An 11,242-nucleotide genomic window follows, 5' to 3' on the forward strand; every position below is an offset into this window, starting at 1 on the left:
GCGGACGTGCCGGGCGCCGACGGCGGTGCTCCCGGCGCGGCCACCGTCGTCGCGCGCGGCCCCGCCGTGCCCGGCCTGGACGTCGTGCAGCGCGCGGTGCAGGCCCGCTGCCTGCTGCGCTTCGGCTACCGCGGCACCGACCGCGAGGTCCACCCCTACCGGGTGCACCTGCGGGCGGGCGGCTGGTACCTGCGGGCCCGGGAGACCGGCGGCACGGAGCCCAAGAGCTTCCGGGTGGACCGGATGGCCGACCCGTCGCTCGCGCAGCCCGGCACGGCGGAGGTCCCGCCCGAGGACAGCCACCCCAGCGTCGACCCGGTCGCGTGGCAGGTCGACCCGCCCCTGGTCGCCCGGCTGTCGACCACCGCCGAGCACGTGCCGCAGGTGCGGGCCCTGCTCGGCGGCGGCGACCTGGTGGACGGCGGCGACCTCGGGGCGGGTGCGGCCGGGACAGCGGGTCAGGTGCTGCTCGACGTGCCGGTGACGAACCGGTCGGCGTTCCGCGGCCGGCTGTTCGAGCTCGGCGCCCGGGTGCGCCTGCTCGGTCCCGACGAGCTGCGCGAGGACGTCCGCTCCCACCTGACCGCGGTCCTGCGGGGCGCCGCGTGAGCTCCCCGGCCGAGGGCCGGCGCGGCGCGGTCGCCCTGTACGCCCGCCGGATCGCGCACGTGCCCGGGGCGCTGCGGCTGCTGCGGCTGCACCCGGAGGGCCTGCCGATCGCCCGCGTCGCCGACGAGCTGGGGGTGCCCGAGGCGGCGCTGCGCGAGGAGCTCGAGGTCTTCTTCCTCACCGACGTCGTCGACTCCGGCACCGTGGGGCTGCGCTCGTGCTCGCTGGAGTTCCTCGCCGCAGGACCGGACGGCGCGCTCGCCGAGGCCGACCTGGCCAGCGCGCAGGTGGTCCGGCTCACCGACGACAGCCCGTTCGACGAGCTCGGGGTGGCGTTCCTGTCGGCGGCGGACCTGGGCGTCCTGTACCGGGCGGCCTCGGAGCTCGCCGCCCTCGAGCCGGGCAACACCGCCCTCGCCTCCGCCGTCGAGCGGCTGGGCGCCGGCGTGCTCGGCGGGGTGGAGGGCCACGGCGGGGCGTACTCCGGCGTGGCCGCCGACCTGCGCCGCGCCGCCGCCGAGCAGCGCCGGGTGCGGCTGCGCTACGCCCGCGCCTGGCAGCCGGGCGTGGTCGAGCGGGTCGTCGAGCCGTGGCGCGTGGTGAGCACCCGGCGCGGCTACGAGGTCGACGCCGGGCCGCTGGACGGGGCAGGCGCCCTGCGCACCTACCTGGTCTCCGGCGTCCGGGAGCACGAGGTGCTCGAGGAGACGTTCGAGCGGCCCGCCGACGCCGACGACCGGGTCGCCGCCACCCGCCGCCCGTCCGAGGTCCGCGTCGTGGTCCCCGCCGACAAGGTGTGGGTGGTCGAGCGGTTCGTCGAGACCGTCGAGGTGGAGCGCCAGGACGAGGAGGGGGCGCAGCTGCTCCTGCAGGTCCTGCCCCCGCTGCGCGAGCGGGTGGGGCTGCTCCTCGCCGTCGCCGGGCCCGAGGCCTTCGTCGTCAGCCCGCCGGAGCTCGCCGACGCCGACGCCGAGACCGCCCGCCGGCTCCTCGAGCACCACGGGCTGCTGTAGGCCGTGGACTCCCGGGCCTCCGCGCTGCCCCACCTCGACCTGCTCGCCGACGCGGTCGGGCGGTTCGCGGCGGCGCTGGACGCGGCGGAGGCCGGCGGTGGGCTCGACCGGCCGGTGCCCGCGCTCACCCGGTGGACCGTGGCCGACGTCGGCGCGCACCTGGCCGGCGTGCACCGCTGGTGCGCCGCGCTGGTCCGCGACGGTCGCCGGCCCCGCCGGGGGAGCGTCCCGGCCGGGCGGGACGGGCTCGCGGTGACCTACCGGGCCGAGGCCGCCGCGATGCTCGACGTGCTGCGGGACGCCGACCCCGACCAGCCCTGCTGGACGATGGACCGCACCGACCGGCGCGCCGCGTTCTGGCCCCGCCGGCAGCTGCACGAGGTGGTGGTGCACCTCTGGGACGTCCGCTCCGTCGACGACCCGACGCCGGACGCGCTCGACGACGTCCCGGCCGAGGTGGCCTCCGACGGTGCCGACGAGCTGCTGCAGATGGCCCCGACCCGTCTGGGCAGCACCCGGGCGCCGCTGCCCGGGCCGCTGGCGCTGCACGCCACCGACACCGGGGCGCGCTGGCTGCTGGGGCCGGACTGGCTGCCCGCCGACCCCGGAGCCTGTCTCGAGGCCGCGGCCAGCATCGAGGCACCGGCCCGCGCGCTGCTCCTGCACGTCTGGGGGCGGGGGACGCCGGCCACCAGCACCGGGGACGAGGCGACCCTGCGGGCCTTCGCCCGCGCCGCCATCCGGGCGTGAGCACGGACGCCGGTCAGCGCCGCAGGTGCGTGGCGACGGCGTCGACCAGGTCTGCCAGCGCCGCCGCCAGGCCGTCGAGCCCGTCGCTCGGTCGCAGGCCGTCGTCCAGGTAGACGTCGCGCCGCACCTCGACCATGACGGTGGCGACCCGCCGGTCGTGGCCGTGGTGCCGGGTCGGGGTGTAGGAGCCCGAGAACGGGGAGTCCAGCCCGACCTCGTGGTGCGCGCCGAAGGCCGCCCGGGCGGCGTCGAGCAGCCAGCCCGGGGTGTGCACGGCGTCGGCGCCCAGGCAGACCTGCGGCCGGGGGCCGTCGCCGTGGCGCTCGTACGGCAGGGCGTCGCGGGGGTAGGAGTGCACGTCGAGCAGCACCGCCGACCCGCACGCGGCGAGACGGTCGTCGACGAGGTCGGCCAGGCCGTCGGCGTAGGGCCGGAAGTACCGGGCGAGCAGGTCCTCGTCCCGCCCGGGGTCGGGGGCGCGCAGCGGCCGCCCGTCGGAGGTGCGCGCGTAGACCGCGCCCATCCCGACGGCCAGCATCTCCTCCCGCGCGTCGGGGAAGCGCTCGGGGTCCACGACCAGGCGGGACCACGGGTTGACCCACCGCCACGGCGTCACCGCCGCGGCCCCGGCCGCGAGGCCCGCGAGGACGTCGGTCGCGGTGTCCGTCATCCGGTCCAGCTCCGTCTCCAGCCCGTCGTCGTCGAGCAGCAGCCCCGCCCGGACGCCGTCCGGCACGGCACGCGAGGCGTGCGGGACGTGGAGCACGACCGCGCTCGCGGGGCCGCCCACCAGCAGCGCCCCGGCGGCGGCCGCCGCGGTCACGGTGCCGTGCCCGCCAGCAGCGCCGGCCGGTCGGGGTGGTCGTAGCGGACCACCAGGTCGGCGCGGGCGGCCGGGTCGGTCTCGTCGAGGTACCGGGCCCAGGCGCCGGGGCGCGGGTCGTCGTCCCCGGGGAAGCGCCGGGCGAGCGCGGCGGGGGAGGTCTGCAGGTGCACCGCGACGTCGAGCGCGCCCGACAGCTCCCATCGCAGCAGGTAGGGGCCGTCGACGACGAGCACGGCCCCCGGCGCCGCGGTCCGTGACGTCTCGCGGGCAGCCCGGTCGGTGGCGGCGTCGCGCAGCCGCGGCAGCCAGGACAGGTCAGCGGGGTCCTCGAGCGGGTCCAGGACCTCGCGGCGCAGCGAGCCCCAGTCGACCCACCGGTCGAACGCGGCGTCGACGTCGGCGGGGCCGTGCTCCAGCCGCACCGAGCGGCGGTGGAGGAAGTCCGCGGCGCGCACCCGCAGCACGGCGGTGCCCGCAGCCAGCGCCTCGGAGGCGACCAGGTCGGCCAGGGCGGCCGTCTCGGCGTCCACCGCCCCGTCCACGCCGAGCCGGACGACGGTGCCGGCACCCCGCGCGACGTCCAGCAGGCCGGCAGCCCGCTGCAGCGCGGTCCGGGCCAGGACCTGCGCGCTCACCGGTGTCGCCGTCACCGCCTGCACCCCGCGAGCCTAGGCACGGTCCCCGGTGGGCGCGGGCGCGGAGTCCTACGGTGGGCGCATGACCGACCCCTCGACCGCCCCCGCCGGCCCGTCCCAGAGCGTCGTCCTCGTCGTGGAGTTCACGGCCCGGCCGGACACCGTCGACGAGCTGCGCGAGCGGCTGCTGGAGCTCACCCGCCTGACCCGGTCCGAGGACGGCTGCCTGCGCTACGACCTGCACACCGACGCGCACGACCCGCTGCGGCTGGTCTTCGTCGAGGAGTGGGCCACCGCCGAGGCGCACGCGGCGCACGACCGGACGCCGTGGGTCGGCTCGTTCCGCGAGCACCGGGCGCGGCTGCTGGCCGAGGACGGGCTGCGCCGGCTCGACCTCGCCCGCCTCGAGCCGTGAGCGCACGGCACGACCTGGCCCTCACCCGGGGCTGGACCGCGGACGGCACCCGCCTGGTCGTCGAGGCGCTCGAGGCCCTCGACGACGACGCCCTCGCCGGCCCGAGCCTGCTGCCGGGCTGGTCCCGGGCCCACGTGGTCGCCCACCTGGCCCGCAACGCCGAGGCGCTCGGCCGGCTCGCGACCTGGGCGCGGACCGGCGAGGAGCTGCCGATGTACGCCGACGCCCAGCAGCGCGACGCGGACATCGCCGCCTCCGCGCAGCAGGCCCCGGCCGACCTGCGCCACGACGTCGCCGCGACGGCCGCCGAGCTCGAGCAGGCGTTCGCCGCGCTCGACGGCGCCGCGTGGGACGCCCGGGTCCGGGTCCGGCAGGGCGACGAGGTCCCCGCCCGGGTGCTGCCCTGGCTGCGGGTGCGCGAGCTGTGGCTGCACGCCGTCGACCTCGACGCGGGCGCCGACCTGGCCGGGGCGCCCGGCCCGCTGCTGGACGAGCTCGCCGCCGACCTCACCGCCACGCTGTCGCGCCGCGACGGCTGCCCTGCCGTCGAGCTCCGGCCCCGCGACCGCCCGGGGCCGTGGCACCTGGGCGAGGACCCGGACGACGGCGCGAGGACGACCGTCGAGGGCTCGGCCGCCGACCTCGTCGTCTGGCTCGCCGGGCGCGGCGGAGGGGCCGGGGTCACGGCCGCCTCCGGGCCGCTGCCCGCGCTGCCCGCCTGGCTCTGAGACACCGCCTCCAGACCGCACCACCACCGAACCGACCGCCCCGACGAGAGGAACCGCCGTGCTCCCCCAGTTCTCCCTGCAGGGCCGACGAGCCCTGGTGACCGGCGGCAACCGCGGGCTCGGCAAGGCGCAGGTCGCCGCCGTCGCCGCCTCGGGCGCCCAGGTCGTCTTCTGCGGCCGGGACGAGGCGCTCAACGCCGAGGTCGTCGCCGAGATGGCTGCGCAGGGGCTGACCGTGCACGCCGTCACCGCCGACATCACCGACGACACGCAGGCCCAGGCGCTGGTCGAGCGCACCGTGGAGCTCCTCGGCGGGCTCGACGTCCTGGTCAACAACGCGGGCACCTGCTACCACGCGGCCTCGTTCGACGTCACCGACGAGGAGTGGGCCTCGGTGTTCGACCTCAACGTGCGGGCGCTGTTCGTGCTGAGCCGCGCCGCCGCGCGCCACATGAAGGACTCGGGCGGGGGAGCGGTCGTCAACATCGGCTCCATGTCCGGGGCGATCGTCAACCGGCCCCAGTGGCAGCCGGCGTACAACGCCTCCAAGGCGGCCGTGCACCACCTCACCCGGTCCCTGGCCGCGGAGTGGGCGCCCTACGGCATCCGGGTCAACGCGGTCGCCCCCGGCTACGTGAAGACCGAGATGTCCCCGGTCGACCGGCCGGAGCTGCGCCGGTACTGGATCGAGGACGCCCCGCAGCAGCGGTACGCCCTGCCGGAGGAGATCGCCCCGTCCGTGGTGTTCCTGGCCAGCGACGCGGCGTCGTTCGTCACCGGGTCCGTCCTCACCGTGGACGGCGGGTACTCCGTCTACTGACGCCTCCCCCGGGCCCCGCGGCCGGGTCGCCGGTCGCCGGGGTCAAGGCGGGCGCCTGTCCTGCCGACACCACAGCGACGGTCGCGACGGACGACCGCTGGCGGCAGGACGGGGTGAGGATGAGCGAGCGCTCCTGGGTGGACCAGGTCTCCGAGGCGGCCCGCGTCGCGGCGCTGCACGGCTACGGCGTGCTCGACGTGCCCGCCGACGACGAGCTCGCCGCCATCGTCCGCGTGGCCGCCGCCGTCGCCGGGGTGCCCACCGCGACGCTCAACCTCATCGACGCCGAGCGGCAGTGCCAGCTGACGACCGTGGGGTTCGAGGGCGCCGACTCGCCCCGCAGCGACGCCATGTGCGACGTCGCGGTCGCCGAGCAGCGCGCCCAGCACGTCCCCGACGCCTCGCGCGACCCCCGCTTCGCCGACAACCCGTGGGTGACCGGCGTGCTCGCCCACGTCCGCTTCTACGCCTCCGTGCCCCTGACCACGCCCGAGGGCCACGTGCTCGGCACGCTGTGCGTGTTCGACGAGGTCGAGCACCGGCTGAGCCCGGTGCAGATGGAGCGGCTCGCCGACTGCGCCGCCGTCGTCCTCGCGCTGTTCGAGCGGCAGCGGCTGGCCCGGCGCGAGCGCGACGTCGCCGACGAGGCGCAGGAGCAGCGCGACCTCGTGCAGCTGGTGCACACGCAGCTGGAGGAGCGCCACGAGCTGCTCGTCACCGTGCTCCAGACCGCGGGCGTCGGCATCGTCGCCGCGGACGCCGACGGCAGGCTCACGCTGTTCAACGAGCTGGCCCGCGGCTGGCACGGCATGGACGCCGACCCCGACGTCGCCCCCGAGGACCTCGCCGGCACCTACCGGCTGTTCGGCGCCGACGGCAGCACCCCGCTGCGCGAGGACGAGATACCGCTGCTGCGCGCCCTGCGCGAGGGGGACGTCACCGACGCCGAGATCGTCATCGCCGCGGAGGGCCAGGAGCCCGTGGCCGTGCTGTGCACCGGGCGCCGGCTCGTCGCCGCCGACGGGCGGTCGCTGGGCGCCGTCGTCGTCATGCACGACGTCACCGTCCGCCGCCTGCAGGAGGCGGAGCTGCGCAGCAGCGAGGAGCGGTTCCGCAGCACCTTCGAGCAGGCACCCACCCCGGTCGCCGTGACGTCCGCCGACGGCGTCTTCGTCGACGTCAACCCGGCGTTCTGCGCATGGCTCGGCTGGTCGCGCGCCGAGCTGGTCGGACGCCGTGCCGTCGAGCTCGCCCACCCCGACGACCTCGACGCCCGGCACGCGGTCATCGGCGCGGTCCTGGCCGGGGTGCAGCCGTCGGCCCGCCTCGAGCGCCGGTACCTGCACCGGCGCGGGGACTGGCTCTGGGGCCGGATGAGCGTCGGCGCCGTCCGCGACGCCCAGGGCGGCCGCCAGGTCATCACCCAGGTCGAGGACATCACCGAGCAGCGCGCCGTGCAGCGACGCCTCACCGACCTCGCCCTCCACGACCACCTCACGGGGCTCCCCAACCGGGCCCTGCTGCAGGACCGGCTGCGCCACGCCATGGCGGTGGCCGACCGCGACGGCTCGGTGCACGCGCTGCTGTTCTGCGACCTGGACGGGTTCAAGCAGGTCAACGACACCCACGGTCACGCGGTCGGCGACGAGGTCCTCGTCGAGGTGGCAGCCCGGCTGGGCGACGTCGTGCGACCCAGCGACACCGCGGCCCGGCTCGGCGGCGACGAGTTCGTCGTCCTCTGCGAGTCGCTGGCGTCGTGGCTGCAGGTCGACGGCATCGTCGAGCGGCTGCGGGAGGCCGTGGAGCGGCCGGTCCTCACCAGCGCCGGCGAGCTGCAGGTCGGGGTCAGCATCGGGGTCGCGCGCCCGTGCGGCGACGTCGCCCGGAGCCTGGCCGACGCCGACCGGCAGATGTACGAGGCCAAGCAGCGGCGGCGCGCCAGGCCCACCGTCCCCGGCCAGAGGGGCGTCGCGCTCGGGCAGCCCTGAGCCACGCGCCGTCACCGACCGTCGGCCGGACCGGGACAGACCGGGACGGATGCCGCCGGCTTGACAGGTGCCCGGTGGACCACGCACGCTCGCCCCATCGCGTGGGATCGCTCCCACGCCCGGACGAGGAGGTCCGTCGTGCGACGACGCCCCAGCACCCCACCCACCCGACGCCTGACCGCACTGGTCGCAGGCACCGCGCTCGCGTCCACCGGCCTCGGTGCCGTCGCGGCCGCCGGCCCGGCAGCTGCCGACGACCACGAGGCACCTGACCAGATCGTCAACGGCACGTTCGACTCCGGCCTGACGGGCTGGACCGCCTACCCGGCCGGCTCGGTCGTCGACGGCCGCGGCTGCATCGACGTGCCCGGCGGCAGCGGTGCCTACTCCGCGGCCATCACCCAGCTCGTCCCGCTGGTCGCCGGCGAGACCTACGAGCTGGCGTTCACCATCCTCAGCACGCCCGCGACCGAGGGCAACGTCCGCGTCGTCGTGCAGGGCGGCCCGGACGTCAGCTACACGCAGTTCCTGCCGGCCCGGAAGCCCGCCCTCACCGGCGAGCCGCAGCGGCTGTCGTACACGTTCACGCCGGAGCAGAGCTACGAGAAGGCCGAGCTGGCCTTCCAGCAGGACATCACCAACCCCGCGGCCTACCGGGTCTGCGTCGACGACGTGACGCTCACGGGCGGCGCCGAGCCCGACGTGTACGCCCCCGACACCGGCCCGCGGGTGCGGGTCAACCAGGACGCCTACCTGGCCGACGGCCCCAAGCACGCCACGGTCGTCACCGAGAGCACCGACCCGCTGCCCTGGCAGCTGCTCGACGCCGCGGGCGCGGTCGTCACGGCCGGCACCACGGTGCCCGAGGGCGTCGACCCGACCGCCGCGCTCAGCGTGCACACCGTCGACCTGTCCGGCCTGGACACCGCGGGCACGGGCTACGTGCTCGTCGCCGACGGCGAGACCAGCCACCCGTTCGACGTCGCCGCGGACCCGTACGAGGACCTGCGCACCGACACGATGACGTTCTTCTACACCAACCGCTCGGGCATCGAGATCTCCGACGAGCTCGCCCCCGGTTACGGCCGTCCGGCGGGCCACGTCGGCGTCGGACCCAACCAGGGCGACACCGCGGTGCCGTGCCAGGACCTCGAGGACGACAGCCAGGCGCTGTACGACGAGCCCTGGACCTGCGAGGGCACGCGCGACGTGACCGGCGGCTGGTACGACGCCGGCGACCACGGCAAGTACGTCGTCAACGGCGGCATCTCCGTCGCGCAGCTGCTGCAGACCTACGAGCGCAGCCTCCACGCCCCCTCCGCCGACCAGGGCGCCCTCGCCGACGGCTCGCTGAGCATCCCCGAGAGCAGCAACGGCGTGCCCGACGTCCTCGACGAGGCGCGCTGGGAGCTGGAGTGGATGCTGAAGATGCAGGTCCCCGCGGGCCAGCCGTACGCCGGCCTGGTCAACCACAAGGTCGCCGACGTCGACTGGACCGGGCTGCCCCTCGACCCGGCCGCCGACCCGCAGCGCCGCGTGCTCTACCGTCCCTCGACGGCTGCCACGCTCAACCTCGCCGCCGCCGCGGCGCAGGGCGCCCGCCTGTGGGCCGCCTACGACGAGGACTTCGCGCGGGAGCTGCTCGCCGCCGCCGAGACCGCCTACGCCGCGGCCGAGGCCACGCCCGACCTGTACGCCCCCGCGCCCGACGCCTCTGTCGACCCGAACCCGGGCAGCGGGCCCTACGACGACGACGACGTGTCGGACGAGTTCTACTGGGCCGCCGCCGAGCTCTACATCACCACCGGGCAGCAGGCGTTCCAGGCCGACGTCCAGGCCTCGCCGCACCACACCGGCGACGTCTTCGACGCGGCCGGCTTCGACTGGGGCCACGTCGCCCCGCTCGCCCGGCTCGACCTGGCCGCCGTCCCCAACGGCCTGCCCGACCGTGACCGCGTGCGCGCCTCGGTCCTCGAGGGTGCCGACACGTACGTCGCCGCCCAGCAGGCCAACCCGTTCGGCCAGGCCTACGACCCCGAGGGCGGCGTCTACGCCTGGGGCTCCAACAGCGCCGTGCTCAACAACATGGTCGTGCTCGGGTACGCCTACGACATCTCCGGCGACCAGGCCTACGCCGACGCGCTGCTCAGCTCGCTGGACTACCTGCTCGGCCGCAACGCGCTCAACATCAGCTACGTCACCGGCTACGGCGACGTCTACGCGGAGAACCAGCACAGCCGCTGGTACTCCGCCTCGCTCGACCCGTCGCTGCCGAACCCGCCCGCCGGCACCGTCTCGGGCGGCCCCAACTCGACGGCGCCGACCTCGGGCGACCCGGTCGCCGGGCCCCTGCTCGCCGGCTGCCCGGCCCAGCTCTGCTACGTCGACGACATCGGCTCCTGGTCGACCAACGAGATCACGGTCAACTGGAACGCCCCGATGGCCTGGGTGGCGTCCTTCGTCGCCGACCAGGACTCCGGCAGCGGCGTCGAGCACGCCAGCTGCGAGGTGACCACCGACGTCACCCGCACCCGCGGCCGCACGCTGACCCAGGTCACCGTGACGAGCACGGGCACCACCGCGCTCGAGGGCCTCGAGGCCAGCTTCTCGCTCACCGGCGGGCAGCACGTGTCGACCCCGCGGTTCGCGACGGCGACCCAGCAGGACGAGCGCGTCACGGTCGGCGGCAAGGGCTGGAGCCGCACCGTCCAGCCCGGCGGCAGCGTGAGCGTCACCTACGCGACCACCGGTCCGGCCGGGTTCGCCTCGTGGGCGCCGGACACCGTCTGGGTCGGCGACCGCCCCTGCACCACGGGCTGACCTGCCCCTGAGCACCTGCACCCCCCGCTGCCCGGTCGAGCCTCGTGCTCGGCCGGGCAGCGGCGTCCCACCCCTGGGCCCATGCGGGGCCGCACCGATGCGTCAGCCGACGGGCTGGAAGCTCCCCGCGATGCTGTCGAACACCGGGCGGGCGTCGTCCCACTCCTCGTCCGGCACCGACCAGTAGAGCGCGTAGGCCTGGCCGGCCTCCTGGTCGACGACGGCGCGGTTGAGCACCCGGAGCGGACCGTTCTCGGCCTGCCAGCGGAACTGCCAGTCGGCGGCGTCGAAGCCGCGGAAGTCGGCGCGCTCGATGCCCAGCAGCTCGTAGCCGGGGAAGCGGCCGGCCTCGCTGACCGAGGCCTCCTGGCGCTCCCAGTCCTCGACCGGGTCGCCGGCGGGCTCGCCGCCCTCATCCACGAGCAGGTAGCGGCGCGAGCCCGGGTCGCGGAAGTACGTGCGGCTCTCGCCGTCGGCCTCGACCGTCCAGCCCTCCGGCACGGCGACCCGGTAGGCCGGGTCCTCGTGCAGCGTGAAGCCCTCGGGTGCCACGCCGGCCCCCGCGTCCGCGGCGTCCGTGGCGGCCGCGGTCGGCTCGCCCGGCGCCGAGGGGGCGGCGGTCGACGGCTCGTCCGCAC

The 11,242-nt window shown here is 76.5% G+C and carries 11 protein-coding genes; 8 read left to right on the plus strand and 3 right to left on the minus strand.

Annotated features, from left to right (window positions below; genetic code table 11):
• From WCS02_RS12415 to WCS02_RS12425, 3 genes are all read left to right on the plus strand, one after another.
• On the plus strand, positions 1-609 hold a 609-nt coding region (locus tag WCS02_RS12415; RefSeq protein WP_340293639.1), incomplete at its 5' end, for a WYL domain-containing protein.
• Positions 606-1,622, plus strand: coding sequence for a helix-turn-helix transcriptional regulator (locus WCS02_RS12420; protein ID WP_340293641.1), 1,017 nt, complete (start codon positions 606-608; stop codon positions 1,620-1,622). The genes WCS02_RS12415 and WCS02_RS12420, both read left to right, overlap by 4 nt.
• 3 nt (positions 1,623-1,625) lie before the next feature.
• Entirely contained in the window at positions 1,626-2,372 is a 747-nt protein-coding gene (locus tag WCS02_RS12425) for a maleylpyruvate isomerase N-terminal domain-containing protein (protein WP_340293643.1), read from the plus strand.
• 13 nt (positions 2,373-2,385) lie between these two features.
• Here the strand turns inward: WCS02_RS12425 and WCS02_RS12430 are convergent, their stop codons facing one another.
• Both WCS02_RS12430 and WCS02_RS12435 read right to left on the minus strand, forming a co-directional pair.
• Complete coding sequence (locus WCS02_RS12430) at positions 2,386-3,195, minus strand: N-formylglutamate amidohydrolase (RefSeq protein ID WP_340293645.1); 810 nt, start codon at positions 3,193-3,195, stop codon at positions 2,386-2,388.
• On the minus strand, positions 3,192-3,857 hold the full coding sequence (locus tag WCS02_RS12435) for a nucleoside/nucleotide kinase family protein (protein ID WP_340293647.1): 666 nt from the start codon (positions 3,855-3,857) through the stop codon (positions 3,192-3,194). The genes WCS02_RS12430 and WCS02_RS12435 overlap by 4 nt, the downstream gene beginning before the upstream one ends.
• Before the next feature lie 58 nt (positions 3,858-3,915).
• On the opposite strand from WCS02_RS12435, the gene WCS02_RS12440 reads away from it, so the two are divergent.
• The 5 genes from WCS02_RS12440 (at position 3,916) to WCS02_RS12460 (ending at position 10,604) form a co-directional block, all read left to right on the plus strand.
• Positions 3,916-4,248: a putative quinol monooxygenase gene (locus WCS02_RS12440; RefSeq protein WP_340293650.1), complete on the plus strand. Its 333-nt coding sequence runs from the start codon at positions 3,916-3,918 to the stop codon at positions 4,246-4,248.
• Complete coding sequence (locus WCS02_RS12445; protein ID WP_340293653.1) at positions 4,245-4,976, plus strand: maleylpyruvate isomerase family mycothiol-dependent enzyme; 732 nt, start codon at positions 4,245-4,247, stop codon at positions 4,974-4,976. The genes WCS02_RS12440 and WCS02_RS12445 overlap by 4 nt, the downstream gene beginning before the upstream one ends.
• Positions 4,977-5,034: 58 nt before the next feature.
• Positions 5,035-5,796, plus strand: coding sequence for an SDR family NAD(P)-dependent oxidoreductase (locus WCS02_RS12450; protein ID WP_340293654.1), 762 nt, complete (start codon positions 5,035-5,037; stop codon positions 5,794-5,796).
• 119 nt (positions 5,797-5,915) lie between these two features.
• The gene (locus WCS02_RS12455; RefSeq protein WP_340293656.1) at positions 5,916-7,784 is read left to right on the plus strand and encodes a sensor domain-containing diguanylate cyclase; all 1,869 of its coding nucleotides are present in this window, start codon (positions 5,916-5,918) and stop codon (positions 7,782-7,784) included.
• Positions 7,785-7,922: 138 nt separating this feature from the next.
• A complete protein-coding gene (locus WCS02_RS12460) occupies positions 7,923-10,604 on the plus strand; it encodes a glycoside hydrolase family 9 protein (protein WP_340293658.1) in 2,682 nt (893 codons plus the stop codon).
• Positions 10,605-10,706: 102 nt separating this feature from the next.
• Here the strand turns inward: WCS02_RS12460 and WCS02_RS12465 are convergent.
• Positions 10,707-11,242 (minus strand): hypothetical protein (locus tag WCS02_RS12465; protein WP_340293660.1); only part of this gene is annotated, 536 nt, incomplete at its 5' end.

It is taken from the genome of Aquipuribacter hungaricus (genome assembly GCF_037860755.1).
Classification (GTDB): Bacteria; Actinomycetota; Actinomycetes; order Actinomycetales; family JBBAYJ01; genus Aquipuribacter; species Aquipuribacter hungaricus.